22 protein-coding genes are annotated in these 26201 nt (G+C 60.5%); 16 read left to right on the top strand and 6 right to left on the bottom strand.

From position 1 onward, the window contains the following. The coding region (tagH, locus tag BFP93_RS05095) for a type VI secretion system-associated FHA domain protein TagH (protein WP_141687944.1) at positions 1–684 on the bottom strand (684 nt) is incomplete at its 3' end. Positions 685–1075: 391 nt separating this feature from the next. Here tagH and tssA point away from each other — a divergent pair. The 12 genes from tssA (at position 1076) to BFP93_RS05035 (ending at position 18571) form a co-directional block, all read left to right on the top strand. Continuing rightward, positions 1076–2095, top strand: coding sequence for a type VI secretion system protein TssA (gene tssA / locus BFP93_RS05090; protein ID WP_065892310.1), 1020 nt, complete (start codon positions 1076–1078; stop codon positions 2093–2095). 54 nt (positions 2096–2149) lie between these two features. Further along, positions 2150–2656: a type VI secretion system contractile sheath small subunit gene (tssB, locus tag BFP93_RS05085; RefSeq protein WP_003195557.1), complete on the top strand. Its 507-nt coding sequence runs from the start codon at positions 2150–2152 to the stop codon at positions 2654–2656. A 2-nt stretch (positions 2657–2658) separates the two neighbouring features. Beyond that, on the top strand, positions 2659–4155 hold the full coding sequence (gene tssC, locus BFP93_RS05080) for a type VI secretion system contractile sheath large subunit (RefSeq protein ID WP_065883759.1): 1497 nt from the start codon (positions 2659–2661) through the stop codon (positions 4153–4155). Between the two features lie 157 nt (positions 4156–4312). After that, positions 4313–4801 (top strand): Hcp family type VI secretion system effector, encoded by a 489-nt coding sequence (locus BFP93_RS05075; RefSeq protein ID WP_017735732.1) that lies wholly within the window; start codon positions 4313–4315, stop codon positions 4799–4801. Between the two features lie 78 nt (positions 4802–4879). Then, positions 4880–5395, top strand: a complete 516-nt coding sequence (gene tssE, locus BFP93_RS05070) for a type VI secretion system baseplate subunit TssE (RefSeq protein WP_042945974.1) — start codon at positions 4880–4882, stop codon at positions 5393–5395. After that, entirely contained in the window at positions 5392–7251 is a 1860-nt protein-coding gene (gene tssF / locus BFP93_RS05065) for a type VI secretion system baseplate subunit TssF (RefSeq protein ID WP_065892309.1), read from the top strand. Before tssE ends, tssF begins: the two co-directional genes overlap by 4 nt. After that, positions 7215–8258 (top strand): type VI secretion system baseplate subunit TssG, encoded by a 1044-nt coding sequence (tssG, locus tag BFP93_RS05060; RefSeq protein ID WP_065892308.1) that lies wholly within the window; start codon positions 7215–7217, stop codon positions 8256–8258. Before tssF ends, tssG begins: the two co-directional genes overlap by 37 nt. After that, positions 8251–10902: a type VI secretion system ATPase TssH gene (gene tssH / locus BFP93_RS05055; protein ID WP_065892307.1), complete on the top strand. Its 2652-nt coding sequence runs from the start codon at positions 8251–8253 to the stop codon at positions 10900–10902. Before tssG ends, tssH begins: the two co-directional genes overlap by 8 nt. A gap of 152 nt (positions 10903–11054) precedes the next feature. Beyond that, positions 11055–12995, top strand: coding sequence for a type VI secretion system Vgr family protein (locus BFP93_RS05050; RefSeq protein WP_065892306.1), 1941 nt, complete (start codon positions 11055–11057; stop codon positions 12993–12995). 15 nt (positions 12996–13010) lie between these two features. Continuing rightward, positions 13011–13445, top strand: a complete 435-nt coding sequence (locus BFP93_RS05045) for a DcrB-related protein (RefSeq protein WP_065892305.1) — start codon at positions 13011–13013, stop codon at positions 13443–13445. 12 nt (positions 13446–13457) lie between these two features. Beyond that, a complete protein-coding gene (locus tag BFP93_RS05040; protein WP_083205609.1) occupies positions 13458–17900 on the top strand; it encodes an RHS repeat-associated core domain-containing protein in 4443 nt (1480 codons plus the stop codon). An 8-nt stretch (positions 17901–17908) separates the two neighbouring features. After that, entirely contained in the window at positions 17909–18571 is a 663-nt protein-coding gene (locus BFP93_RS05035; protein ID WP_065892304.1) for a hypothetical protein, read from the top strand. Between the two features lie 90 nt (positions 18572–18661). Here BFP93_RS05035 and BFP93_RS05030 read toward each other — a convergent pair whose 3' ends face one another. The 3 genes from BFP93_RS05030 to BFP93_RS05020 all read right to left on the bottom strand — a co-directional run bounded on the left by BFP93_RS05030 (position 18662) and on the right by BFP93_RS05020 (position 20480). After that, a complete protein-coding gene (locus BFP93_RS05030; RefSeq protein ID WP_003213368.1) occupies positions 18662–18937 on the bottom strand; it encodes an HU family DNA-binding protein in 276 nt (91 codons plus the stop codon). Between the two features lie 190 nt (positions 18938–19127). Further along, complete coding sequence (locus BFP93_RS05025; RefSeq protein WP_065892303.1) at positions 19128–20276, bottom strand: NAD(P)/FAD-dependent oxidoreductase; 1149 nt, start codon at positions 20274–20276, stop codon at positions 19128–19130. A gap of 36 nt (positions 20277–20312) precedes the next feature. Further along, a complete protein-coding gene (locus BFP93_RS05020; RefSeq protein WP_017476746.1) occupies positions 20313–20480 on the bottom strand; it encodes a rubredoxin in 168 nt (55 codons plus the stop codon). Between the two features lie 194 nt (positions 20481–20674). Here BFP93_RS05020 and BFP93_RS05015 point away from each other — a divergent pair, with 194 nt between their 5' ends. Beyond that, a complete protein-coding gene (locus BFP93_RS05015; protein ID WP_065892302.1) occupies positions 20675–21238 on the top strand; it encodes a chorismate--pyruvate lyase family protein in 564 nt (187 codons plus the stop codon). After that, positions 21238–22128 (top strand): 4-hydroxybenzoate octaprenyltransferase, encoded by an 891-nt coding sequence (ubiA, locus tag BFP93_RS05010; RefSeq protein WP_065883776.1) that lies wholly within the window; start codon positions 21238–21240, stop codon positions 22126–22128. The genes BFP93_RS05015 and ubiA overlap by 1 nt, the downstream gene beginning before the upstream one ends. A 119-nt stretch (positions 22129–22247) precedes the next feature. Here the strand turns inward: ubiA and BFP93_RS05005 are convergent, their stop codons facing one another. Beyond that, positions 22248–22625 carry a COG4315 family predicted lipoprotein gene (locus BFP93_RS05005; RefSeq protein ID WP_065883778.1) on the bottom strand — a complete coding sequence of 126 codons (378 nt, stop codon included), beginning with the start codon at positions 22623–22625 and terminating at the stop codon, positions 22248–22250. Between the two features lie 156 nt (positions 22626–22781). Between BFP93_RS05005 and phoB the strand changes: the two genes are divergently transcribed. Together phoB and phoR are read left to right on the top strand one after the other, a co-directional pair. Continuing rightward, a complete protein-coding gene (phoB, locus tag BFP93_RS05000) occupies positions 22782–23471 on the top strand; it encodes a phosphate regulon transcriptional regulator PhoB (protein WP_003195617.1) in 690 nt (229 codons plus the stop codon). A gap of 94 nt (positions 23472–23565) precedes the next feature. Continuing rightward, on the top strand, positions 23566–24852 hold the full coding sequence (gene phoR, locus BFP93_RS04995) for a phosphate regulon sensor histidine kinase PhoR (protein ID WP_240996987.1): 1287 nt from the start codon (positions 23566–23568) through the stop codon (positions 24850–24852). Positions 24853–24990: 138 nt separating this feature from the next. Here the strand turns inward: phoR and BFP93_RS04990 are convergent. Then, positions 24991–26138, bottom strand: a protein-coding gene (locus BFP93_RS04990) for an IS3 family transposase (protein ID WP_122582746.1) whose coding sequence is annotated in 2 segments (ribosomal slippage) — positions 24991–25883 and positions 25883–26138 — 1149 coding nt in all. Because the reading frame shifts where the segments join, the coding sequence is not laid out codon by codon here. Positions 26139–26201 lie beyond the last annotated feature (63 nt).

The following is a 26201-nucleotide window of genomic DNA, read 5'->3' as shown; positions in this document are numbered from 1 at the left end:
GGGCGGCGTGGTAGGCGGCGTAACAGAGGCGAGCGGCGCGGGTGCGTCGCCAAGCAGGTCCCAGTCTTCGGGAATGACCGCACCGGGCACCGCCGGCGATTCGGCCACCGGCACGGCAACCGGCGCCGGCGGACGGAAGTCATGTTGCTCGGAGGGCACGTGGTCCGCCACGGTGGGCGGTGGCACGGCAGTGGGACTGAGGAAATCGAACAGGTCCGGCAAGGTCTCCATCGACGAAGCGCCATGAAACTGCGGTGCGATCATCGGAGTCGGCGCGGGCGGGCTCGCCACCGCGCCCATCAACGCCTCAAAGCTGTTCGGCGAATCACCGGCGAACGGCTGGCTGTCGACGGCCTGCACATTGAAGTCGATGCGCGCCTGGATTTCGTAATCGCCGATGCGAATCAACTCACCATCCTGCAGCGGCTCGCTGTTACCACGGCGCATCCGGATGCCAGCGTTGACCAACTCCACACCGTTGGTACTGTTGTCGGTTAAATAGTAACGACCGTCTTTGTACTGAATAACGCAATGTTGCGAGGAGACAAGTCGTTCGGGATCGGGCAATACCCAGTCATTTTCCGAACTGCGGCCGATCGCCATCGAGCCCTGGTTCATGGACTTTTCGGCGCACTGCCCTGGGGTAATCTTGTGATAACTAGTGATAGTCAAACACAGCGACATCTTGCCTCCTTGCTGATACATCGCGCGCGGTCGAGATCAGGCTACGCTTGCCTGAATATCGCCGCCAGGTCGTCGGACCCAGCGTCCAAATCCGCATTTGCCAGCATGATCGCTGATCTTATCCGGCTTGCATGACAAAAATCCTCTACGGGCGCACCGTTCGACCCGTCAGTCGCGCAGGGTGTTAAACACCGCACATCTGTCACAGAGGGCGAATAGCTTACCTTGACAACGCATAAGTACTACACCAAAAATGCACAACTTCTTGAACATCAGTGATGGCACGATAGTGGCACTCTGAGACTATGATCAAGAAAACATGCAAAGTTCACTGCGTAACTAATGCATGCGTTGCCCGGCATCTAACGGGCTGATAGGGAGATCGAATTCAGTGGATGTGCCGTTGCTGCTCACCGCCGTTTCCGCGACTTCGCCCTGTGGCGAAGACATGGAATATGACGCGCAATTTCTGCAATTGGAACGTGATGCCAAGGGCCAGCCCGAGCGCAGCATGGGCGACTCCATCCTGCCCGCCGAGCCGCCGGAGTGGCGCAGCATCCAGCAACAGAGCCTCGACCTGTTGCAGCGCAGCAAAGACCTGCGCATCACCCACTTTCTGCTGCAAAGCACCCTCGCCCTCCAGGGCGTGGCCGGCCTGGCCGAAGCACTGACGCTGATCGATGCGTTGCTGCGCGATTACTGGGCCGACCTGCACCCGCGCCTGGATGCCGACGACGATAACGATCCCACCGTGCGCATCAACGCCCTCACCGGCCTGACCTGCGACACCAATATCCGCCTGCTGCGCGAAAGCATCCTCACCCGCTCACGCACCTTCGGCCCCGTGACGCTGCGCGCAGCGCTCAACGCCAGCGGCCTGTTGAGCTTCGCCGATGAACAACTCGGCGCCCAGCAACTCAACGCCGCGTTCCTCGACAGCGACCCGGAGCAACTGCAGGCCACCCGCGATGCGCTGATTGCCGCGCGCGCCGCCTGCGAAGCCATCGAACAACAGGTCAACGAGCAGGTCGGTTCCGCCCAGGGCGTGGACCTCAGCGCCTTGAAGCAACCGCTCAAGCAGGCCCTGCAATTGCTCAATCAAGCGGTGCCCGGCGCCGACAGCAGCAGCGAACCCGAGGCCGTCAGTGAAGACAACGCCCCCTCGGTGGACTACGCCGCTGCCCCCGCAGCCCCGCGTCCGGTCGGCGACATCGCCAGCCGCGACGATGTGCTGCGCAGCCTCGACAAAATCCTTGCGTATTACACCCGGCACGAGCCTTCAAGCCCGCTGCCGGTGCTGTTGAACCGAGCGAAGAATCTGGTGCATGCCGATTTCGCGGCGATCGTGCGCAATCTGATTCCCGATGGCATGTCCCAATTTGAAAACCTGCGCGGCCCTGACAGCGAGTAGGCCGCCGGACCGTGCAGTAACAACACCGTCGCTCAAGCGACCAGGAGCAGCAACGTGGCGAAGCAAAGTTCTCAGAAATTCATCGCGCGCAACCGTGCGCCTCGAGTGCAGATCGAGTACGACGTCGAGCTTTACGGCGCCGAGAAAAAGGTCCAGCTGCCCTTCGTCATGGGCGTGATGGCCGACCTCGCCGGCAAACCAGCCGAGCCGCTGGCACCCGTGGCCGACCGCAAGTTCCTTGAAGTGGACGTCGACAACTTCGACTCGCGCCTCAAGGCCATGCAGCCACGCGTGGCGTTCCACGTGCCCAATGAGTTGACCGGCGAAGGCAACCTGAGCCTGGACATCACCTTCGAAAGCATGGACGACTTCAGCCCTGCCGCCGTGGCGCGCAAGGTCGACTCGTTGAACCAGCTGCTCGAAGCCCGCACCCAGCTGGCCAACCTGCTGACCTACATGGACGGCAAGACCGGCGCTGAAGAAATCATCATGAAGGCGATCAAGGACCCGGCACTGCTCCAGGCTCTTGCCAGTGCGCCCAAGCCTGCAGGGGAGCAGTAAGCATGACTGACAATACCGTTCGCGAAGGCGCGTCCAACCTGGGCGCCACCGAAGAAACCAGCGAGTTCGCCTCGCTGTTGATGCAGGAATTCAAGCCCAAGACCGAGCGCGCCCGCGAAGCCGTGGAGACCGCCGTGCGCACCCTGGCCGAACAGGCCCTGGCGCAAACCGACCTGGTGTCCAATGACGCGATCAAGTCGATCGAATCGATCATCGCCGCCATCGACGCCAAGCTCACCGCCCAGGTCAACCAGATCATCCACCATCAGGATTTCCAGCAGCTGGAAAGCGCCTGGCGTGGCCTGCACTACCTGGTCAACAACACCGAGAGCGATGAGCAGCTCAAGATCCGTGTGCTCAACATCTCCAAGCCCGAATTGCACAAGACCCTGAAGAAATTCAAGGGTACCGCGTGGGACCAGAGCCCGATCTTCAAGAAAATGTACGAAGAAGAATACGGTCAGTTCGGCGGCGAACCGTACGGTTGCCTGGTGGGTGACTATTACTTCGACCAGTCGCCGCCCGATGTGGAATTGCTGGGCGAGCTGTCGAAAGTCTGCGCCGCCATGCACTCCCCGTTCATCGCTGCCGCGTCGCCAACCGTGATGGGCATGGGCTCGTGGCAAGAACTGTCGAACCCGCGCGACCTGACCAAAATCTTCACCACCCCGGAATACGCCGGCTGGCGTTCGCTGCGTGAATCGGAAGACTCGCGCTACATCGGCTTGACCATGCCGCGCTTCCTCGCGCGCCTGCCGTATGGCGCCAAGACCGACCCGGTGGAAGCCTTCGCCTTCGAAGAAAACACCGACGGCGCCGACAGCTCCAAGTACACCTGGGCCAACGCCGCGTACGCGATGGCGGTGAACATCAACCGTTCGTTCAAGCACTACGGCTGGTGCTCGCGTATCCGTGGCATCGAGTCCGGCGGCGAAGTGGAAAACCTGCCGGCCCACACCTTCCCTACCGATGACGGTGGCGTGGACATGAAGTGCCCGACCGAAATCGCCATCAGCGACCGCCGTGAAGCGGAGCTGGCGAAGAACGGGTTCATGCCGCTGCTGCACAAGAAAAACACCGACTTCGCCGCGTTCATCGGCGCCCAGTCGCTGCAGAAACCGGCCGAATACGACGACCCGGACGCCACCGCCAACGCCAACCTGGCCGCGCGCCTGCCGTACCTGTTCGCCACCTGCCGTTTCGCCCACTACCTCAAGTGCATCGTGCGCGACAAGGTCGGCTCCTTCAAAGAGAAGGACGAGATGCAGCGCTGGTTGCAGGACTGGATCCTCAACTACGTCGATGGCGATCCTGCGCACTCCACCGAGACCACCAAGGCCCAGCACCCGTTGGCGGCTGCCGAAGTGATCGTGGAAGAAGTCGAAGGCAACCCGGGGTATTACAACTCCAAGTTCTACCTGCGCCCGCACTACCAGCTTGAAGGGCTGACGGTGTCGTTGCGTTTGGTATCGAAGCTGCCTTCGGCCAAGAGCGCCTAAAAAATCGGGACTGGCTCGCTCGTTCCCACGCTCCGCGTGGGAATGCCGCCCGGGACGCTCCGCGTCCCAGTGACGCAGAGTGTCACAGGATGCGTTACCACGCAGAGCGTGGGAACGATCACCAAATACAGTGGCTGAGACCACACAGGGAGAAAACATGGCTGTTGATATTTTCATCAAGATCGGCGACATCAAGGGCGAGTCCATGGACAAGGCCCACAAGGACGAAATCGACGTGCTGAACTGGAGCTGGGGCATGGCCCAGTCCGGCAACATGCATGTGGGCGGTGGCGGTGGCGCGGGCAAGGTGAATATCCAGGACCTGTCGCTGACCAAATACGTCGACAAGGCGTCGCCGAACCTGATGATGCACTGCGCCAGCGGCAAGCACATCGACAAGGTCAAGCTGACCGTGCGCAAGGCCGGTGGCGAAAGCCAGGTCGAGTACATGGTGATCAACCTGGAAGAAGTGCTGGTCACCTCGCTGAGCACCGGCGGTTCGGGTTCCGATGACCGCCTGACCGAAAACGTCACCCTGAACTTCGCCCAGGTGATGGTCGACTACCAGCCGCAGAAAGCCGACGGCACCAAAGATGGCGGCGCGATCAAGTTCGGCTGGAACATCCGTTCCAACACCAAGCGCTGATAGCCCCTGCAGCCGTGGCTTTGCGCCACGGCTGCAGACATTTTGTCCCTCCCGCAACCCGTCCGTGGAGCTGCTTTGGTGGTAACTGAAATCGCTTCCCGCGACCGTCTGCAACCGTCCCTGCTGGACCGGCTGACCGACGACGACCCAACCAATCCCAAGGAAAGCGCCGACAAACGCGTGCTGTCCCTGACCCAATTGAAAGCCTCGGTACTGCGCGACCTGGCGTGGTTGCTCAACACCACGTCGTTGCTCGATGCCGATGCCACGCTGCACACCCCGGCCGGTACCTCGGTGGTCAATTACGGCCTGCCGGCACTGGCGGGCAACAGCGTTTCCAGCGTCGATATCAAGGCCCTGGAAGCCCTGATCTACCAGGCTATTGCGACCTTCGAGCCGCGCATCCTGCGCCACACGCTGCGAGTCAAAGCCCGTGTCGGCCAGGGCGAAATGAACCACAACGCCCTGAGTTTCGAAATCGAAGGCGACCTGTGGGCCCAGCCGGTGCCGTTGCGCCTGTTGCTGCAAACCGACCTGGACCTGGAATCCGGGCATGTGCGCGTGGTCAATGCCGACCAGCGGAGACGCCCATGAACCCGCGCCTGCTGGAGCTGTATAACCAGGAACTGCACCACGTGCGCGAAAGCGCCGCCGAGTTCGCCAAGGAATACCCGAAGATCGCCAGTCGGCTGACCCTGTCCGGCATGGACTGCGCCGACCCGTACGTCGAACGCTTGCTCGAAGGCTTTGCCTACCTCACGGCGCGCGTGCAGCTCAAGCTCGACGCCGAGTACCCGACCTTCACCCACAACCTGCTGGAAATCGCCTACCCGCACTACCTGGCACCGACGCCGTCGATGACCGTGGTGCAATTGCAGACCGACCCCGACGAAGGCTCCCTCGCCGGCGGCTTCCCGCTGCCCCGCGACACCGTAATGCGCGCCGCCCTGGGCCGCGAAACCCAGACCTGCTGCGAGTACCGCACCGCGCACCCGGTGACGCTGTGGCCGCTGCAGGTCAGCAATGCCGAGTACTTCGGCAACCCGTCCGCGGTGCTCGGCCGCCTGGCCGCCAGCGAACCGAAAGCCAAGGCCGGCCTGCGCCTGACCCTGCGCACCGGCGCCGAATTGCCGTTCAACAGCCTCGATCTGGATAACCTGCCGCTTTACCTCAGCGGCGCCGATGAGCAGCCGTTTCGCCTCTACGAACAACTGCTGGGCAACGCCTGCGCGGTGTTCGCGCGCAAGCCCGGTGGCGATTGGGTTGAGCGCCTGCCTCAGGATGCGTTGCGTTCACGCGGTTTCGACGATGCCGACGCGGCCATGCCGGTGGTGGCGCGGGCGTTCCAGGGCTATCGGTTATTGCAGGAATACTTCGCCCTGCCCCATCGATTCCTGTTCGTCGAATTCGCCGAACTGAGCCGTGCGGTCAAGCGTTGCGACGGCCAGGAGCTGGAGCTGATCGTGCTGTTCGACCGTCACGAACCCAGTCTGGAAGGCAGCGTCGGCGCGGCGCAGTTCCTGCCGTTCTGCACGCCGGCGATCAACCTGTTCCCCAAGCGCGTGGACCGGATTCACTTGTCGGATCGGGTCAACGAACACCATGTGATCGCCGACCGTACACGGCCGATGGATTTCGAAATTCACTCCCTGAGCGGCATCACCGGACACGGCACCGGGCCGGAGCAGCCGTTCTTGCCGTTTTACGCCGTGCGCGATCCCTCCCGCTATGGGCGCGACCAGGCCTATTACACGGTACGCCGCGAACCGCGCGTGCTGTCCAGCGACCAGCGGCGCAACGGCCCGCGTTCCACCTATGTGGGCAGCGAAACCTTCGTCAGCCTGGTGGACAGCCGCCAGGCGCCGTATGGGCATGACCTGCGCCAGCTCGGCGTGACGGCGCTGTGCACCAATCGTGACTTGCCGTTGTTCATGAGCGTGGGCAACGGCAAGACCGATTTCACCCTGGCCGACAGTGCCCCGGTGCTCTCTGTGCGCTGCGTCGCAGGCCCCAGCCGCCCACGCGCCAGCCATGCCCACGACGCCAAGGCGTGGCGCCTGATCAGCCAGCTATCGCTCAATTACCTCTCCTTGAGCGAACAGGGCCAGGGTGCCGGCGCCTTGCGCGAACTGCTGCGCCTGTATGGCGACAGCAACGACGCCGCGCTGCAATTGCAGATTGAAGGCTTGCGCGAAGTCAGCAGCAAAGCCGTGACCCGACGCCTGCCGATGCCCGGCCCGATCGTGTTTGGCCGTGGCCTGGAAATCACCCTGGAATTCGATGAAAACGCGTTTCGCGGCACCGGGGTGTTTCTGCTCGGTGCGGTGCTGGAACGCTTCCTGGCACGCTACGTGTCGATCAACAGCTTTACCGAGACGGTGATCCGTACCACCGAACGCGGCGAGATCATGCGATGGAAAGCCAAGCCCGGACGGCGTCCGACCCTGTGAGTACCCTGGACGCGATGCACCAGGAGCCCTGGGAATATGACTTCTTCCAGGCGCTGCGGCGTATCGAGTGCGAATCGCCAGAGTTGCCGCGCCTGGGCCATTCCCTGCGCCTGGCCGATGACCCGCTGCGCCTGGGGCAACAGGCCGATTGCACCTTCGCCCCGGCCACCCTGGCGTCGGTCGACCCCGGCGGCGACGGCAAACCGGCGCGGCTGGAGCAATTCTTTTTCGGCCTTGGCGGCCCCAACGGCCCGCTGCCGCTGCATATCACCGAGTACGTGCGCGAGCGCCAGCGCAACAACGCCGACAGCACCAGCAAGCAGTTCCTGGATGTGTTCCACCATCGCTTGCTGACGTTGTTCTACCGCGCCTGGGCCGAGGCGCGGCCGACAGTCAGCCACGACCGGCCGGACGACGACTACTGGTCCGCACGCCTCGCTGCGTTGAGTGGCCGCGGCATGCCCAGCTTGCTCAACCAGGGCTTGATCCCCGACACGGCCAAGCTGCATTACAGCGGCCACTTGTCGGCGCAAACCCGCTACCCGGATGGCTTGAAGGCCATCCTCAGCGAGTACTTCGGCCTGCCGGTAGCGATTGAAGAATACGTTGGCCAATGGCTGGAACTGCCCGAACGCAGCCGCGTCGGCGTGAGCGCCAACCGGCTGGGCGTGGATTTCTGCCTCGGCAGCCACGTGTGGGACCGCCAGCACAAATTCCGTATTCGCCTCGGCCCGCTCAAGCTCGACGATTACATGGGCATGCTGCCCGGCCACCCGCCGTTCAACGAACTGGTGGCCTGGGTGGCCGAGTACCTGGGCCATGAACTGGACTGGGACTTGAACCTGGTTTTGCAACAACCTGAAGTCCCGGCGCTGCAGCTCAACGGCCAGTTTCGCCTGGGTTTCAATACCTGGCTCGGCCAACCTGCGCATGACGCCAACGACCTAATCCTGGCCCGGCATTACGCCGATCACGCCACCACCTCAAGGAATCCAGAGCATGGGTGAAATCAGTCGCGCCGCACTGTTCGGCAAACTCAACAGCGTGGCCTACAAGGCCATCGAAGCCGCCACCGTGTTCTGCAAACTGCGGGGCAACCCGTATGTGGAACTGGCCCACTGGTTTCATCAGTTGCTGCAACTGCAGGACTCGGACCTGCACCGCATCATCCGCCAGTTCAACCTGGAACCGGCACGCGTGGCCCGTGACCTCACCGAGGCCCTGGACCGCCTGCCGCGCGGCTCGACCTCGATCACCGACCTGTCGTCCCATGTGGAGGAAGCGGTGGAACGCGGCTGGGTGTACGGCAGCCTGATGTTTGGCGAAAGCCAGGTGCGCACCGGTTACCTGGTGCTGGGCATTCTGAAAACGCCGAGCCTGCGCCATGCGCTGCTGGGCTTGTCTGCCGAGTTCGACAAGATCAAGCCCGAAGCCTTGAGCGAGCGCTTTGACGAGTACGTCGGCGACTCGCCGGAAAATGCCCTGAGCGCCAGCGACGGTTTCAATGCCGGTGTGCCCGGCGAAGCCAGCGGCGCCATGGCCCCCAGCGCGATGGGCAAGCAGGAGGCGCTCAAGCGCTTTACCGTCGACCTGACCGAACAGGCCCGCAGCGGCAAGCTCGACCCCATCGTGGGCCGTGATGAAGAGATTCGCCAACTGGTGGATATCCTCATGCGGCGCCGCCAGAACAACCCGATCCTCACCGGTGAAGCCGGGGTGGGCAAGACCGCCGTGGTCGAAGGTTTCGCCCTGCGCATCGTCGCCGGCGACGTACCGCCTGCGCTCAAGGACGTGGAACTGCGCAGCCTCGACGTAGGCCTGCTGCAAGCCGGCGCCAGCATGAAAGGCGAGTTCGAACAGCGTCTGCGCCAGGTCATCGAAGATGTGCAGGCCTCGCCCAAGCCAATCATCCTGTTTATCGACGAAGCCCACACCCTGGTCGGTGCCGGTGGCGCCGCCGGGACGGGCGACGCGGCCAACCTGCTCAAGCCTGCGCTGGCCCGGGGCTCCTTGCGTACCGTGGCCGCCACGACCTGGGCCGAGTACAAGAAGCACATCGAAAAAGACCCCGCCCTGACCCGCCGCTTCCAGGTGGTGCAGGTTGCCGAGCCCTCGGAAGACAAGGCACTGCTGATGATGCGCGGCGTGGCCTCGACCATGGAGAAACACCACCAGGTGCAGATCCTCGATGAAGCCCTGGAAGCCTCGGTCAAGCTGTCCCACCGCTATATTCCGGCACGCCAGCTACCGGACAAATCCGTGAGCCTGCTGGACACCGCCTGCGCCCGCGTCGCCATCAGCCTGCATGCCGTGCCGGCTGAAGTGGACGACAGCCGCCGCCGTATCGAAGCGCTGGAAACCGAGCTGCAAATCATCGCCCGCGAGCATGCCATCGGTATTGCGATTGGTGCGCGCCAGACCAACAGCGAAGCGCTGCTGAGCGCTGAACGTGAGCGCCTCGCCACGCTGGAAAGCCGCTGGGCGGAAGAGAAAACCCTGGTGGACGAACTGCTCGCTACCCGCGCGACGTTGCGCGAGAAAGCCGGCGCCGTAGACAGTGGCGACGACGCCTTGCGCGAGCAACTGGTCGACCTGCAGCAGCGCCTCAGCGCACTGCAAGGCGAAACCCCGCTGATCCTGCCGACCGTGGATTACCAGGCCGTGGCCTCGGTGGTCGCCGACTGGACCGGCATCCCGGTGGGCCGCATGGCACGCAATGAACTGGAGACGGTGCTCAACCTCGACCAGCACCTGAAGAAACGCATCATCGGCCAGGACCACGCCCTGCAGATGATCGCCAAGCGCATCCAGACCTCCCGCGCCGGCCTCGATAACCCGAGCAAGCCGATTGGTGTGTTCATGCTCGCCGGTACTTCGGGCGTGGGCAAGACCGAAACCGCCCTGGCCCTGGCCGAAGCGATGTACGGCGGCGAGCAGAACGTGATTACCATCAACATGAGCGAGTTCCAGGAAGCTCACACGGTGTCGACCCTCAAGGGCGCGCCGCCGGGCTATATCGGCTACGGCGAAGGCGGTGTGCTGACCGAAGCGGTGCGGCGCAAACCGTACAGCGTGGTGCTGCTGGACGAGGTGGAAAAAGCCCACCCGGACGTGCATGAGATCTTCTTCCAGGTGTTCGACAAGGGCGTGATGGAAGACGGCGAAGGCCGCGTGATCGACTTCAAGAACACGTTGATCCTGCTCACCACCAACGCCGGTACCGAGCTGATTTCCCGTGTCTGCAAGGACCCGGCAAACATCCCCGCGCCCGAGGAAATCGCCAAGGCCCTGCGCCAGCCGCTGCTGGAGATTTTCCCGCCGGCGTTGCTCGGTCGCCTGGTGACGATTCCGTATTACCCGCTGAGCGACGAGATGCTCAAGGCCATCACTCGCCTGCAACTGAACCGCATCAAAAAGCGCGTGGAAAACACCCACAAGGTCACCTTCGACTACGACGACGCGGTGGTCGACCTGATCGTCTCGCGCTGCACCGAAACCGAAAGTGGCGGGCGCATGATCGACACCCTCCTCACCAACAGCCTGCTGCCGGACATGAGCCGTGAATTCCTCACGCGCATGCTCGAAGGCAAGGCGCTGGCGGGGGTGCGGATCAGCAGCCGGGATAATGAGCTGCACTACCAGTTTGGCTGACGGAATGCGGTTAAAACTGTGGGAGGGGGCTTGCCCCCGATGGCGGTGAATCAGTCACCTGATGCATCAACTGACACACCGCTATCGGGGGCAAGCCCCCTCCCACATTTGAATCCGGTTTCTTCAGTTATTTAGTCATTAAGAGACGCCCGATGCTATTCAACCAAGCCTCACGCCTGGCCCAGATCACCAGCCCCCTCGGGCCGGATGTGCTGTTGCTCAATGAAATGGGCGGCGGCGAAGAGTTGGGACGGCTGTTCAACTACGAGCTGCAACTGACGTCCCTGGACGCCAACATCGACCTCAACCAGTTGCTGGGCAAGCCGATGAGTGTGGGCCTGCAACTGGCCGACGGTGGCGAACGGCACTTCCACGGCATCGTCGCGCGCTGCAGCCAGAACATCGACAAAGGCCAGTTCGCCAGCTACCAGGTGACGCTGCGCCCATGGCTGTGGCTGCTCAGCCGCACCTCCGATTGCCGGATTTTCCAGAACCTGAGCATCCCGCAGATCATCAAGCAGGTGTTTCGCGACCTGGGCTTTTCCGACTTCGAAGACGCCCTGAGCCGGCCGTACCGCGAGTGGGAATACTGCGTGCAGTACCGCGAGACCAGCCTGGATTTCGTCAGCCGCTTGATGGAACAGGAAGGCATCTACTACTTCTTCCGTCACGAGCAGGACCGCCATGTCCTGGTGCTGGCCGACGCCTATGGCGCCCACACCACGGTGCCGGGCTACGCCTCGATTCCGTATTACCCCAGGGACGAGCAGCAGCGCGAACGCGACCATATGCATAACTGGCACCTGGCGCAGGAGGTGCAGCCCGGTTCGCTGGAGCTCAACGACTATGACTTCCAGCGGCCCAGCGCGAGCATCGACGTGCGCTCGGCCATGCCGCGCCCGCACACCGCCGGCGACTACCCGCTGTACGACTATCCCGGCACCTACGTGCAGAGCGCCGACGGCGAACACTACGCGCGCACCCGCATCGAAGCCCTGCAAACCCTGCATGAACAGATCGAGTTCGCCGGCAATGCCCGTGGCCTGGGTTCGGGCCACTTGTTCAGCCTTACCGGCTTCAGCCGCCAGGACCAGAACCGCGAATACCTGATCGTCGGCTGTCGCTACGACATCGTTCAGGAAAGCCTGGAAACTGGCAGCGGTTCGGGCTCGGCGCAGTTCGAAAGCAGCCTGACCTGCATCCCCGCGCAACAGAGCTACCGCACCCTGCCCGCCACCCATCGGCCCGTGGTCAAAGGCCCGCAAACGGCGCTGGTGGTCGGCCCCAAGGGCGAGGAGATCTGGACCGACCAATACGGCCGCGTGAAGGTGCACTTCTACTGGGACCGTCACGATCAATCCAACGAAAACAGCTCATGCTGGATTCGCGTGTCGCAGTCCTGGGCCGGCAAGAACTGGGGCTCGATGCAAATTCCAAGGATTGGCCAGGAAGTGATCGTCAGCTTCCTCGAGGGCGACCCCGACCGCCCGATCATCACCGGGCGGGTGTACAACGCCGAGCAGACCGTGCCTTACGACCTGCCGGAAAACGCCACCCAGAGCGGCATGAAGAGTCGATCCAGCAAAGGCGGCACGCCGGCCAACTTCAATGAAATCCGCATGGAGGACAAGAAAGGGTTGGAGCAGTTGTATATCCATGCTGAGCGGAATCAGGACATTGTCGTCGAAGTCGACGAGAGCCATTCCGTGGGGCATGACCGGAATAAGAGTATCGGCCACAACGAGACGGTAACCGTCGGCAATAACCGCCTGCGCGTCGTCAAGCAGGAAGACATCCTCTCGGTGGGCCAGAGGAAGACCGACAGCGTCAGCCAGAGCTACGTCATCGAAGTGGGCGAGAACCTGCGCCTGGTCTGCGGTGAAAGCATCCTGGAGTTGAATGCGAGCGGGCAAATCAACCTCACCGGCGTGCAAATCAGCTTCTATGCCAGCGGCGACGCCGAGTTCAACACCGGCGGCGTGCTGCACCTGAACAACGGCGGCGGCCCCGGTGCCACGCCCGATGGCCAGGGCCAGAAAAGCGCTATCGACGCCAACATTAAAGCCGCGTTCCCCGCGCCTAAAAGCTCCTGACGAGACCTGTTTGCCATGACGTACCGGATCAACGAATTTCAGTTTCAATTGCCGGCGGGCGAGCTGCAGGACGCGACGATCAATATCCTCAAGTTTCCTGAATTGGGGACTTCATTGATCGTCAGCCGCAGCCTGCTGGCCGAAGGCGAAACCCTGCACAGCAACTTCAATGACCAACTCCGGCGCCTGGAAAAACAGGTGCAGGATTTGCGCTATCAACCCGGTGTGGACGTGCGTTTGGGCACCTCCCAAGAGGTGGAAGGCATTGAGCTGCGCAGCCAGTTCAACAAGGGCAACGACAAGGTGTTCCAGTACCAGTTGGCGCTGGTGCTGCCGGGAACGCGCAAGATGCTCGCCTTGAGTTACGTGAAGGCGGACAAGCTTGGGGAGGCCGAGGCCGCGCACTGGGCATTGATCAAAAACTCACTGTCGTTCGACGCTATTTCTTGATGAGCGGCCTGTATGTCTGACGCGTTATGGGCAGCCCGGATGGGCGATGCGCTGACCCACACCTCCATGATGGCCGATATCCTCGGCGGTGTGCTGGAGGTGGCGGCCAACGTGGCGATTACTGCGCTGGCGACCGCCGCTGTCGCAGCGGCTGTGGGGGTGACGATTGCTACTGCCGGTATCGGCGGCTGCATCCTCGGCGCTGTGGTGGGCATCGTCGTCGGCATGGCCATGAGCAAGACGGGGGCCGACAAGGGCCTCAGTAAGATGTGCGAGAGTTTCGCCAATGCGCTGTTTCCGCCAGTAGTGGAAGCCACCATTGCAGTCGGTTCGACCGACACCTTCGTCAACAGCATTCCGGCTGCGCGGGCCGCGGGTGCAATTCCCTCCCATGTCGCGCCCGCCGGGACCGAGCTGGAACCCGACGAACCCGAACCTGATGTCGAAACTGCGCCAGAGCCTGGCTTCCTCGACATGGCCGAGGGATTTTTCTCTCAACTGTGGCGCCCTACCGTTGCGTCGCCAGCACCCGGTGTCGTGCCGCTGCCCACCGACCTGGTCCTATGCGCCCGCCACCCGCCAATGCCCCCGCAGCTCCTTGCCGAGGGCTCCGATAAAGTCACCATCAACGGCCAACCCGCCGTACGCAGCGGCGACCGCAGCATGTGCGATGCGACGGTGGTTTCTTCAGGCCTGATTTCATCAAACGTCACAATTGGTGGCGGTACGGTAGTGGTGCAGGAGATTCGCAGCGGGAAGACGCCCGGTGTGGGGCTGGCGATTGAAGCTCTAATGATGCTCAAGGGCGCGAAGGGGAAAACGCTGAGTAATTTGCCGTGCATGTTGCTCAGTGGCGTGGGGTCTTACGCGGTGAGCCAAGCCATGGGGGCGATGGCAAACGCTGCGATGGGGTCGCCCAACCCCGTGCATGCGGCAACAGGCGCTAAAGTTCTGGGCAGCGATTTCGACTTGGACTTTTCCTTGCCTGGATTGTTGCCGATTGACTGGCAGCGCTTCTACAACAGCCGCGACGTTCGCCGCGATGGGCTGTTCGGTGCAGGCTGGAGCGTGCCTTATGAAGTCGCCGTGCAGATACTGTCTCACCCGGATGGCGGGGAAGAGCTGATCTATACCGATGAGCAGGGCCGTCGTATCAACCTGGGCTCAGTGGCGCTGGGTAGTGCGATGTTCAGCCCGGGCGAAGGTTTGAGCATTCGGCGTCACCGTAACGGGCAGCTATTGATTGAAAGCGACAACGGCCTGTATCGGCTATTTGACATATCCCCCGGCGACGCTTCGTCGCTGCGCCTGAGCCAATTGGGTGACCGCAACGACAATCGAATCTATCTGGACTATGACGCAGCGGGTCAACTGATGGCGCTGCGCGACACATTTGATCTGGTCCGAGTCGAGTTGATTCGCGAGCAAGGCCGTGTGGATCGGATTGAGCGGCTGTATCCCGATCATCGTCGGGAAGTCTTGGTCAGCTATGGCTACGACGAAGCCGGCGACCTGGCAGAAGTACGTGACGCTACGGATCAGGTCCAACGGCGCTTCGCATACGACGCCGGACGTCGCATGGTGGAGCATCAACTGCCTACCGGGCTGCGCTGCTTCTATGAATGGGGCTTGATTGAAGGCGTCGAGTGGCGTGTGACAGGTCACTGGACCAATGAAGGCGATCGCTATCATTTCGACTATGACCTGAACGTAGGAACGACACGTATCACCGACGGCTTACAGCGGGTAAGCACACGCGTTTGGAATACCCAGTATCAGGTTACCCAGTACACCGATAATCTGGGGCAAGCCTGGCTCTTTGAATGGAACGACGAACGCCAACTGCTCAGCGCAACAGACCCGCAAGGCGGACGCTATGAATACTGCTATGACGAATCTGGCAATTTAATCAGCGAAATGGACCCTCTGGGTCGGCGCGACACAACCCTTTGGCTTGATCATTGGGCATTGCCGTTAGTCGAGACCGACGCCGCCGGCAACAGCTGGAAATTCCTGTATGACCCGCGAGGCAACTGTATCCGTGAGACCGACCCTCTCGGCAACATCACACGCTATCAGTACGACACTCACGGTCAGCCTATTGAAATCATCGATGCCACCGGCAAACGTAAAAAACTCCGCTGGAACCAGGCAGGGCAACTGATTGAGCACGTCGATTGCTCAGGCTCGCCCACACGGTTCATTTATGATGCACGCGGACATTTGCAGGCTATGTCTGACGCACTGGGAGAGCGAACTGAATTCAAGCACGACACACAGGGCAGACTGATTGGGGTCCAACTGCCTGACGGTCGCGAAGAACACTATCAGCGCGATGCCAGCGGACAACTGGTCGGATACACGGATCCCGCCGGCCACAGCACCTTTTACCAATACACACGACGCGGTCAGGTACGGCAACGCACTGATGCCCACGGTCGTAACGTGCAGTTTGGATACGACGCTTATGGCCGTCTTCTGTCTCTGACCAACGAGAATGGCGAAAGCTATCGATTTTCATGGGATGCAGGCGATCGCCTGACCGAGCAACAGGATCTGGATGGCAGTGCCAAACGCTATGAACACGATTGCCTGGATAATGTCATCCAGTTTGAAAGCGTTCCTTCACCTTACGGCAGCGGGATCGGGCTAGTACCGGAAATAGCTGCCAAACCCATTGTTCATCGCCTCAAACGCGATGCAATGGGGCGGTTGAGCGCCAAGACAACCGATGATGGCCACACCCAATACACGTACGACATGTTGGACCAACTGACTGGCGTCCACTTTATGGACACGAGCGGCCAGTCACAGACACTAGCATTCTCGTACGACGCTCTCGGGCAGATGCTGGAAGAACAGAACCAAGCGGGTTTGTTGCAACATCACTACGATGAATTGGGGAACCTGATCCAAAGCAAACTGCCCGACGGGCGCTGGATCAATCGTCTTTATTATGGCAGCGGCCATCTGCATCAAATTAACCTCAATGGCCAGGTCATCTGCGATTTCGAGCGCGACCGGCTGCACCGCGAAGTACTGCGCACACAGGGTCAGATCAGTACCCAGAGCAACTACGATCGCTCAGGACGCCTGCGTGCACGGCAACGCCGAAAGTCCAGCCCGGGTGCGATGGGAGCGACATCGTTACAAAAGCAGTTCGAATACGACGCGGCAGATAATCTGATCACTAAGTTAGACCGGCACCCTTCGAACCAAGCTCGCCAGTTGCTGCACTACGATGCCACCGCCCGGATTATTGCCAGCCAAGACAGCGGAATGGGGCAGAACGAAACCTTTTCCTATGACGCCGCCGCCAATTTATTGGATGGGCCTCCAGCCGGTAGCGGACGGATTGTGCATAACCGTCTGCTGACTTACCAAGACAAACGTTATCGCTATGACGGCTTTGGCCGAATGGTCGAAAAGCGAAGCGGTCATCGTGGTGTACAGCACATGCGTTATGACGCTGAGCATCGTCTGATCGAAGTACGGAACCAGAACGGCAATGTGGTCCGCATGACCTACGACCCACTGGGTCGACGCATTGAGAAAAACGAGACGAGCAGCGGCGGTTACTTACTCGGGTCAACACACTTCAGTTGGGATGGCTTACGGCTCCTGCAAGAACACCGAAACAACCAGACCAGCCTCTATCTGTATGAAGAGGACGGTTATGAGCCATTAGCCAAGGTAGACGGCATAGGCGCTCAGCAAAAAATCCGGTACTACCATAACGATTTCAATGGCCTCCCTCTTGAGCTCACTGAAGCCGACGGCCAAACACTGTGGCAGGCTTCCTATCGAGTATGGGGAAACACCATACGGGAAACCCGTGAACCGTCTTACATTGAGGAGCAAAACCTTAGATTCCAAGGCCAGTACCTGGATAGAGAAACCGGGCTTCATTTCAATACCTTCCGGTTTTATGACCCGGATATCGGCCGCTTCACGACACCGGATCCTATCGGGCTACTGGGTGGGCTCAATTTGTACGCCTACGGTCCCAACCCGATCAACTGGATAGATCCACTAGGATTGTCCTGCACAAGCAAAAAACCTACAGCAGCCAGTCTGTCGGATAAGGATTTCGTCAAAAAAATTGCCAGCAAGGCGGAAAAATGGGGCGTTAAAAACAAACATGGTGCTGCAGGTACTGGTCCGGTCCAAGGCAGTAAAAAGCACACCTACGCCGACAAATTGCTAAACCGCTATCAGCGTATGACCGGTCAAAAGACTCACTTGGCGGTGGAGAAATCCTACTTGAAAGGCGTCGAGGTCCCGAAAGGAACCGCCGGCAGCGCGCGGCCAGATGTCTACAACAAAAATACCGGGGAAGTACTGGATTACAAGTTCACGAAAAACCCGAACGGGCCGATTAGCAGTCGACAACAAACCAACAATAATAATAACCTCCCGATAAAACCACCTTCACAGACAGCGATACACCCCTGAGACACCTTATGAAAAAAATGACGACCGCTGAAAAAAAGGCAATCACCCAAGACTGGAAAGAAGTGATGGGGACTTATGAAATATATAAACCCCTTCACTTACTAAAGCGTAACGGTCCTCTGTTGACCGGCATTTACCTCAAGCCCGTTTATGGTGAGGAACACTATGTCCCGGTATTCCACACGCACTCATTGATGACGTCGTTCCCAGTGGTCTCGCTGGTCGCGCCAACATCACTATTAAACAGTAAGGGTGTTGAGGAATCGATAAGTCCTTTGCGCCACTCAAATAAGTTCGAAGCACTTGTTGAGTGTTTTCGATCGCAATGTCCTACTGCGTTCCTCGATACAATTGCATGCACTACGCTGGACTCTATTTATCAAACTACTGTAGCCGGTAGAGATAATTTTCCAGTACAGGCCATGACCGACAACATATTGTTATTGGCTTGGTGCGAGAAGAGTGCAATGGCCCACGAACGCATCGAGCATTACAAGTCAATCCTTCAAGGATGGCCGGAAGGTGTGACTCAACGCGCAGGCGGAGCAGCAGGATGGGAGCGTGAAGTCAAAACGCTGATGGCCCCGGAAAATCTTGAAAACTCCGTTGCACAAGAATTAAAGAAGTTCAAACTGAGTCATTTCCCGGATCACTCGCTTGTGTGTGATTAATCAGCGAGCCCCCACAAAAAATGGGCACCCAATCCAGTTGGCGTGCCCATTCCTCTTACCGCCCCGCCTCCTTTCGAGACGGTACCGCCATCACGGATTGACGCTGTCTTTAAGCGATTTACCCGGCTTGAACGCAACAGTATTGCTGGCCTTGATCTTCACCGGCTCACCGGTCTGCGGGTTTTTGCCGGTGCGGGCGCCGCGGTGGCGTTGCAGGAAAGTGCCGAAGCCGACCAGGGTGACGCTGTCCTTGCGGTGCAGGGCGCCGGTGATTTCTTCGAGAACGGCGTTGAGGACGCGGTTGGCCTGTTCCTTGGTGAGATCGGCCTTTTCAGCGATGGCGGCGGCGAGTTCTGGTTTACGCATATGTGAAGCCTCTTTGACGGTTTTTTGTTGTTATGTCCGTGCTGCTCTCTGGTGGAGCAGCGCCAAGGCGCCGCAGGCTCTACTCTGCGGCAGACGGGAGTGAGGATGGCATGCCCTCGCACGCTCCGCCAGCCTCGCCGCGACCTTTCTATGGGTAAGAAGAGGCTGATTCCGACAGAACGACCGACATTTACGCCAGCAGCGGCGGAAGTTCCTTATTCAATGCCAGTTTTTCCATGACGGCGGTGCCGGTCAGCGCGTAGCCCAGCAGGCGACCGCTGGCGTCGCGGCACAGGGCCTTGATGTCGGCGCCCTCGCCTTCGACGCTCCATACGCCTTCGCTACCACGTGGAGGCGGTGAAACCACCAGCGGGCAGACCGGGGTCTTCACGGTGATCGGCATCGGCCCGTAGCTCACGGCGGTCGCGTTGCCGGCCAGGGTCTGGGCCAGGGCGCGGGCGCAGGTCATCAGGGGCATGACGTACAGTAGGTTCAAGCCATCGACCTCGGCACAGTCGCCCAGGGCGTAGATATTGGCGTGGGAGGTTTTGAGGTGGCGGTCCACCAAGATGCCACGGTTGATCTGCAGGCCGGCCGCCGCCGCCAGGTCTGTGCGCGGGCGCAGGCCGATGGCGGAGACCACCAGGTCGCACTGGATCACTTCGCCGTCCGACAGATGGGCTTCGAGTCCATCGGCGTTGCGTTGCAGACGATTGAGTACCGGCCCCAGGTGGAAGCGCGCGCCAATGCCTTCCAGCCGGGCCTGCACCGCAGCCGCAGCCGCCGGATGCAGCAGGGTCGGCATGACTTGCTCGCACGGCGCGACCAGGTCGACTTCATAGCCGCCAAGGATCAGGTCGTTGGCAAATTCGCAGCCGATCAGGCCGGCGCCGAGCAACAGCACGCGGCGTTTGCCGGCAGCGGCGGCGCGAAAGCGCGCATAGTCTTCAAGATCGTTGATCGGGAAAATCAGCTCGGCAGCGTCACCCTCGACCGGAACACGCACGGTCTCGGCGCCCCAGGCGAGGATCAGGTCGCGGTAGGTCACCGACTCCTCGCCGATCCACAAGCGCTTGTGGCCCGGGTCAATGCCGCTGATACGGGTGTGGGTGCGTACCTGGGCCTTGAGTTGCTCGGCCATGGCGCCAGGTTCGGCCATGCTCAGGCCATCGGCTTCCTTGTTCTTGCCAAAACCGGTGGAGAGCATGGGCTTGGAGTAGGAGCGCCCGTCATCCGCGGTGATCAGCAGCAATGGGGTGTCGCTGTCGAGCTTGCGAAACTCCCGGGCCACGTTGTAACCGGCCAATCCTGTGCCGATGATCACGACAGGTGAGTTCATTCCTTTCTCCTTGTAGTAAGTTTCGTAAACTTCAAATTAGCCGATTTCGATCATTTCGAAATCCATTTTGCCTACGCCGCAGTCCGGGCACAGCCAGTCTTCCGGGACGTCCTGCCACAGGGTGCCCGGAGCGATTCCGTCATCCGGCCAGCCATCTTTTTCGTCATAGATCAGGCCACAGACGATACATTGCCACTTTTTCATTACGTACTTCCTCAGGGTCCAGGCATCTTGGCCGACGGTCGATAGACCAGCGCTGCCGCTCGGCTCAGGGCGTTTGTACTGATCGCAGCCGGCAGATGCAAGTAGGATTGGCTTAAACGGCGGGTTCAGCCCGGCAAAAGTTCAGGACGCCATGGTAAGCTCGCCGCCTCTTTTGCTGCCAATATTGACTTGCCGTGCCGCACTCAATCGCCCCTTCCGATGCTTGCCGATGGCTGCCCCAGAGCCTTCTGAGCCCGATGCCTGCGCCCTTGACCCTCGATTGGCTGTTCGATGAAGGCTCGCTGACGCGGCGGCTGACTGGGCTGTCCGCCGGCAATTTCAGCGTGACGCCGCTGCTCGAGGGCTGGCAACCGTTGCGCGACGATGAATGCGCGGCGCTGGCCCTGCCGCCTGCCACTGTCGGCTGGGTACGCGAGGTGTATTTGCGCGGGCATGGCCAACCCTGGGTGTTTGCCCGCAGTGTCGCGTCACGCGGGGCATTGCAGGGCGACGGCTTGCATATGGATGAGCTGGGCAGCCGGTCGCTGGGCGAGTTGTTGTTCTGCGACCGCGCCTTTACCCGTCAGCCGATCGAGGTGTGCCATTACCCGGCACATTGGCTACCCGCTGCGGATCAGGCCGACGGGCTGTGGGCGCGCCGCTCGCGCTTCGATCGCGGGGCGCTGAGCGTGCTGGTGGCGGAAGTCTTCCTGCCGAGTGTGTGGCAGGTGCTGCATGACCATCCGGAGAACCGCTGATGTACCAACGTGTGCTCAAATCCTTGAATCGCCTGAACCCCAGGGCCTGGGATTTCATTCAACTGACGCGCATGGACAAGCCCATCGGTATCTACCTGCTGCTGTGGCCGACGCTATGGGCGCTGTGGATCGCCGGCAAGGGCTCGCCGTCGCTGCTCAATATCGTGATTTTCGTGCTGGGAGTGGTACTGACCCGTGCCGGTGGCTGCGTGATCAACGACTGGGCCGACCGCAAGGTCGACGGGCATGTGAAGCGCACCGAGCAACGTCCGCTGGTCAGCGGCAAGATCAGTTCGAAAGAGGCGCTGGTGTTTTTTGCGCTGCTGATGGGTATCAGTTTCCTGCTGGTGCTGCTGACCAACGCCAGCACTATCCTGCTGTCCCTTGGCGGGCTGGCGCTGGCGGCAAGCTATCCGTTCATGAAGCGTTACACCTATTACCCGCAGGTGGTGCTGGGCGCGGCGTTCTCCTGGGGCATGCCGATGGCGTTCACGGCCGAAACCGGGCATCTGCCGGCCGAGGCGTGGCTGCTGTACATCGCCAACCTGTTGTGGACAGTGGGTTACGACACCTATTACGCGATGACCGACCGCGACGACGACTTGAGGATCGGCGTGAAATCCACCGCGATCCTGTTCGGTGATGCTGACCGTGTGATCATTCTCACCCTGCAGGGCCTGGCGCTGGTGTGCCTGTTGCTCGCCGGGGCTCGGTTCGAGCTGGGCGGCTGGTTTCACTTGGGGCTGCTGGCGGCGGCAGGCTGTTTTGCCTGGGAGTTCTGGTACACCCGGGACCGGGACCGCATGAAGTGCTTCAAGGCGTTTTTGCACAACCACTGGGCCGGGTTGGCGATTTTTGTGGGGATTGTGGTGGATTACGCGGTTCGCTGAGAGGGTTGCGGTGGCTGTAGCGACGCCATCGGGGGCAAGCCCCCTCCCACATTTTAAGGTGTTCACCCATCAACTGTGGGAGGGGGCTTGCCCCCGATGATTTCAGCAGCGCCGCGCAGTCAAGGCTTGATGATATGCCAAGCCCCACCCTTGCCATCCCCGGTCTTGTCACCGGCTTTCTTGTCATCCTTGTAGGTGTAGACCGGCTTGCCTTTGTAGGCCCATTGACTGGTCTGATCGTCGCGAGTAATCACTGTCCAGTCGCCAGCCTTGGTATCCGTAGACTCCGCCTTCAGCGGCGGCCAGTTGGTCGCGCACTGGTCCTTGCACGCAGACTTGCCGTCGGCGTCCTTGTCGAAGGTGTAGAGCGTCAGGCCTTTGTGATCCACCAGCATCCCGTCTTTCGTCATCGCAGGTTCTGCGGCAAACGCCAGGCCCGGCAGCGTCAACGCGGCCGTTACCAGCAGGGCTTTCCAGGAAATCGTGCTGTAAGTCATCGGAACCTTCCTTTTGTGGTTGTCAGGATTCGGACCCAAAGGGTAGTCCAGAGTGCCGTGAATTGCCCAAGGGACTAAATTACTGTCACACGACTGCAATAATTCCGTTATCTAATGCGGCGCAAGACAGTTAAATGACAAAGAGGATTTTTGAGCATGGTTGGCAGGAGCATTCTGATTGTTGACGACGAAGCGCCCATTCGCGAGATGATCGCCGTTGCGTTGGAAATGGCCGGCTACGACTGCCTGGAGGCGGAGAACTCCCAGCAGGCCCATGCCATTATCGTCGACCGCAAGCCGGATCTGATCCTGCTCGACTGGATGCTGCCCGGCACTTCCGGTATCGAGCTGGCCCGGCGCCTCAAGCGTGACGAGCTGACCGGGGATATCCCGATCATCATGCTCACCGCAAAGGGCGAAGAGGACAACAAGATCCAGGGCCTGGAAGTCGGCGCCGATGACTACATCACCAAGCCTTTCTCCCCGCGAGAGCTGGTAGCGCGCCTCAAGGCCGTGCTGCGCCGAGCCGGCCCGACCGACGGCGAAGCCCCCATCGAAGTCGACGGCCTGATCCTGGACCCGATCAGCCACCGCGTGACCATCGACGGCAAGCCGGCTGAGATGGGCCCGACCGAATACCGTCTGTTGCAGTTTTTCATGACCCACCAGGAACGCGCCTACACCCGCGGCCAACTGCTGGACCAGGTGTGGGGCGGCAATGTGTACGTGGAGGAGCGCACCGTGGACGTGCATATCCGCCGTCTGCGCAAAGCCTTGGGCGATGCCTATGAGAATCTGGTACAAACCGTGCGCGGCACGGGCTACCGGTTTTCTACCAAGGGCTGAGCCAGCTGGTTGTAGACTCAAGAGCCTGACTTAACAGCTGACAAGGACGCATGTTCAAGTGAACCAAAACTGGCATGGCACCCTGATTCGCCACATGCTCCTGCTCGTCACCGGTTGCCTGCTGGTCGGGTTGATCAGTGGTTATTACGGCTGGAGCCTGGCCATCGGCATCGCGCTGTACCTGGGCTGGACCCTCAAGCAACTGCTGCGCCTGCATGAATGGCTGCGCCAGCACAAACCCGACGAAGCACCGCCCGACGGCTACGGCCTGTGGGGCGAAGTGTTCGACAGCATTTACCACTTGCAGCGCCGCGACCAACGGGTGCGCGGGCGCCTGCAGGCGGTGATCGACCGGGTACAGGAGTCCACCGCCGCGCTCAAGGACGCGGTGATCATGCTCGACAGCGACGGCAACCTGGAATGGTGGAACCGCGCCGCCGAGACCCTGCTGGGCCTCAAGACGCCCCAGGACAGCGGCCAGCCGGTGACCAACCTGGTGCGCCACCCGCGCTTCAAGGAATACTTCGAGCAGGAAAACTACGAAGAGGCCCTGGAAATCCCCTCACCCACCAACGATCGCGTGCGCATCCAGCTGTACCTGACGCGCTACGGCAACAATGAGCACTTGATGCTGGTGCGCGACGTGACCCGCATCCATCAGCTGGAACAGATGCGCAAGGACTTCGTCGCCAACGTCTCCCACGAGCTGCGCACGCCGTTGACGGTGATCTGCGGCTACCTGGAGACGCTGCTGGACAATGTCGACGAGATCAACCCGCGCTGGAGCCGCGCCCTGCAGCAGATGCAGCAGCAAGGCTCGCGCATGCAAACCCTGCTCAATGACTTGCTGCTGCTGGCCAAGCTTGAGGCCACCGACTACCCCTCCGATAACCACCCGGTGGCGGTGCAAAGCCTGTTGAAAACCATCAAGAACGACGCCCAGGCGCTCTCCGGCGAACGCGGCCAGCAGATCACGCTGGACGCCGACCCGACGGTGCTGCTCAAGGGCAGCGAAGGCGAGCTGCGCAGTGCGTTTTCCAATTTGGTGTTCAACGCGGTGAAGTACACCCAGGACAAGGGCAACATCCGCATCCGCTGGTGGGCCGACGAACAGGGGGCACACCTGAGCGTGCAGGACTCCGGCATCGGTATCGACGCCAAGCATCTGCCACGCCTGACCGAACGCTTCTACCGCGTCGATTCCAGCCGCAACTCCAATACCGGCGGCACCGGGCTGGGCCTGGCGATCGTCAAGCATGTGCTGCTGCGCCATCGGGCACGCCTGGAGATCAGCAGCGTGCTGGGGCATGGCAGTACCTTTACCTGCCACTTTCCGCCGGCGCAGGTGACGCGCTCGCAGCTCGTCGGGAATGACGAATAACTCAGCCATGGCACTAATTTGAATGTGGGAGGGGGCTTGCTCCCGATAGCGGTGTATCAGTAGCAGATGTGTTGACTGACACCCGGCTATCGGGGGCATGAGGTGGTCAACTTTTTCCGGACACCTCAATCGGTGTTTTCAGGCTGTTTGCCGCTCGTACTGATTGGGCGGCAAATAGTCTAACGATGAATGCATTCGTCGTTCATTGTAGAACCGCACAATGTAATCCGTGACGTCCCTGATTGCTTCATCATGATTGGCATAGTCCTTCCTCCAAACACGCTCCATCTTCAGGTTCAAGAAGAAACGTTCCATGACTGCGTTGTCCCAGCAGTTGCCCTTGCGGCTCATGCTGCAGCGCAAGCCATGTCGTGTCAGCATGGCTTGGTAAGTAGCGCCTGCATACTGGCTGCCCCGATCTGAGTGCGCGATCAGACCCGGTTTAGGCTGCCTCTGTGTGATGGCTAGTTGCATAGCACTGCACACCAACTCTGCGCGCATATGCGGAGCCATGGACCAGCCTACGATCTTGCGTGAATACAAATCCATGACAGCCGCCAAGTACAGCCAGCCGCTTCGAGTGCGAATATAAGTGATGTCAGCAACCCATGATTGGTTGATCTGCTCGGGGTTAAACTGGCGGTTGAGCAGGTTCTCAGCTACCGGGAAATTATGATTACTGTTGGTGGTATGAACGAACTTGCGCTTCCAGATCGGGCGTAAATCCTGTTGTTTCATCAGCCGACGGACCTTGTGCCGCCCAATGGATACGCCATCGCTACGCAGTGCTTTCATCACCCGACGACTGCCATAACAGTGCTCATTGGTCATGAACGTAGCTTTGACCTGAGCTGCAACCGGACAGACAGCTTTTGGCTTAAAAGACCGCTGACGAGCTTCATAGAACCCCGAACGGCTGATCCGCAAAACCCGGCAGATACGTATTACCGGGTAGGCCTTGCATTGCATTTGGTGAACCAATTGGTGGATCACTTCAATTCGCGGGCAAAGAAGGCCGTAGCTTTTTTTAATATATCGTTGTCAGTCTTCAGCTCGCGGATCTGCTGCTCAAGCTGACGAATACGCTGTTGCTCGCTGGTTAACGGTTTACCAATCCCTGTACCACCTAACTGCTCGGCTTGGTACTGCTGGACCCAGCGGCGCACGGCAGTGTCACTCAAGTCTAAATCGGTACAAACGGAGTTCACGCTCAGGCCTTGGTCAACAATCATCTTGCAGACTCTTAGCTTGAAAGCGGCGTCGAATTTTCTGTACTTCTTGGTCATGGAATACTCCTCAATAGGTGTAGTTTCACCTATTGAGGTGTCCGGGACTATTAGACCAGCTCA

This window comes from Pseudomonas sp. 44 R 15 (assembly GCF_900004965.1).
Lineage (GTDB): Bacteria > Pseudomonadota > Gammaproteobacteria > Pseudomonadales > Pseudomonadaceae > Aquipseudomonas > Aquipseudomonas orientalis_A.
This window is presented reverse-complemented; position numbering and strand designations above follow the sequence as displayed.

What these genes read in the sequence shown, in the direction of transcription:
- BFP93_RS05030 (WP_003213368.1), bottom strand. Translation starts at nt 18,937, where the DNA reads ATGCGTAAACCAGAACTCGCCGCCGCCATCGCTGAAAAGGCCGATCTC.
- BFP93_RS05020 (WP_017476746.1), bottom strand. Translation starts at nt 20,480, where the DNA reads ATGAAAAAGTGGCAATGTATCGTCTGTGGCCTGATCTATGACGAAAAA.
- tssF (WP_065892309.1), top strand. Translation starts at nt 5,392, where the DNA reads ATGAACCCGCGCCTGCTGGAGCTGTATAACCAGGAACTGCACCACGTG.
- BFP93_RS05050 (WP_065892306.1), top strand. Translation starts at nt 11,055, where the DNA reads ATGCTATTCAACCAAGCCTCACGCCTGGCCCAGATCACCAGCCCCCTC.
- BFP93_RS05025 (WP_065892303.1), bottom strand. Translation starts at nt 20,276, where the DNA reads ATGAACTCACCTGTCGTGATCATCGGCACAGGATTGGCCGGTTACAAC.
- ubiA (WP_065883776.1), top strand. Translation starts at nt 21,238, where the DNA reads ATGTACCAACGTGTGCTCAAATCCTTGAATCGCCTGAACCCCAGGGCC.
- tssH (WP_065892307.1), top strand. Translation starts at nt 8,251, where the DNA reads ATGGGTGAAATCAGTCGCGCCGCACTGTTCGGCAAACTCAACAGCGTG.
- tssG (WP_065892308.1), top strand. Translation starts at nt 7,215, where the DNA reads ATGGAAAGCCAAGCCCGGACGGCGTCCGACCCTGTGAGTACCCTGGAC.
- BFP93_RS05045 (WP_065892305.1), top strand. Translation starts at nt 13,011, where the DNA reads ATGACGTACCGGATCAACGAATTTCAGTTTCAATTGCCGGCGGGCGAG.
- phoB (WP_003195617.1), top strand. Translation starts at nt 22,782, where the DNA reads ATGGTTGGCAGGAGCATTCTGATTGTTGACGACGAAGCGCCCATTCGC.
- BFP93_RS05005 (WP_065883778.1), bottom strand. Translation starts at nt 22,625, where the DNA reads ATGACTTACAGCACGATTTCCTGGAAAGCCCTGCTGGTAACGGCCGCG.
- BFP93_RS05035 (WP_065892304.1), top strand. Translation starts at nt 17,909, where the DNA reads ATGAAAAAAATGACGACCGCTGAAAAAAAGGCAATCACCCAAGACTGG.
- BFP93_RS05040 (WP_083205609.1), top strand. Translation starts at nt 13,458, where the DNA reads ATGTCTGACGCGTTATGGGCAGCCCGGATGGGCGATGCGCTGACCCAC.
- tssC (WP_065883759.1), top strand. Translation starts at nt 2,659, where the DNA reads ATGACTGACAATACCGTTCGCGAAGGCGCGTCCAACCTGGGCGCCACC.
- phoR (WP_240996987.1), top strand. Translation starts at nt 23,566, where the DNA reads ATGCTCCTGCTCGTCACCGGTTGCCTGCTGGTCGGGTTGATCAGTGGT.
- BFP93_RS05075 (WP_017735732.1), top strand. Translation starts at nt 4,313, where the DNA reads ATGGCTGTTGATATTTTCATCAAGATCGGCGACATCAAGGGCGAGTCC.